Genomic DNA, 257 nt, shown 5'->3' with positions numbered 1-257 from the left:
TTATTTTTAAACTTTCATATTTTCTTGAAAGTTTTCTTTGTTCTCTTTTTAATTTCTTCTCAACTTTCTTAACTGTAGAAGTTTTATTTATATTTTTAAACTTCTTTTTATCTGAACATATTAAAAAATCTTTAATTCCTAAGTCAATACCTATTCCTTCATTAGTACATTTAGATACTCGAATATCATCTTCCTCAACTAATATAGATACATAGTATCTATTAGATTTTTGACTTACTGTACCACTTTTAACTATT

Annotated in this window: 1 protein-coding gene; it reads right to left on the bottom strand. The window is 22.6% G+C overall.

The features are described from left to right. Positions 1–257 (bottom strand): transposase (locus KGF46_RS20475; protein WP_227854985.1); only part of this gene is annotated, 257 nt, incomplete at both ends.

It is taken from the genome of Clostridioides sp. ZZV14-6153 (assembly GCF_020657855.1).
GTDB lineage: Bacteria > Bacillota > Clostridia > Peptostreptococcales > Peptostreptococcaceae > Clostridioides.
The sequence above is the reverse complement of the archived record's forward strand: the minus strand, read 5'-3'. Positions and strand labels throughout refer to the sequence as shown.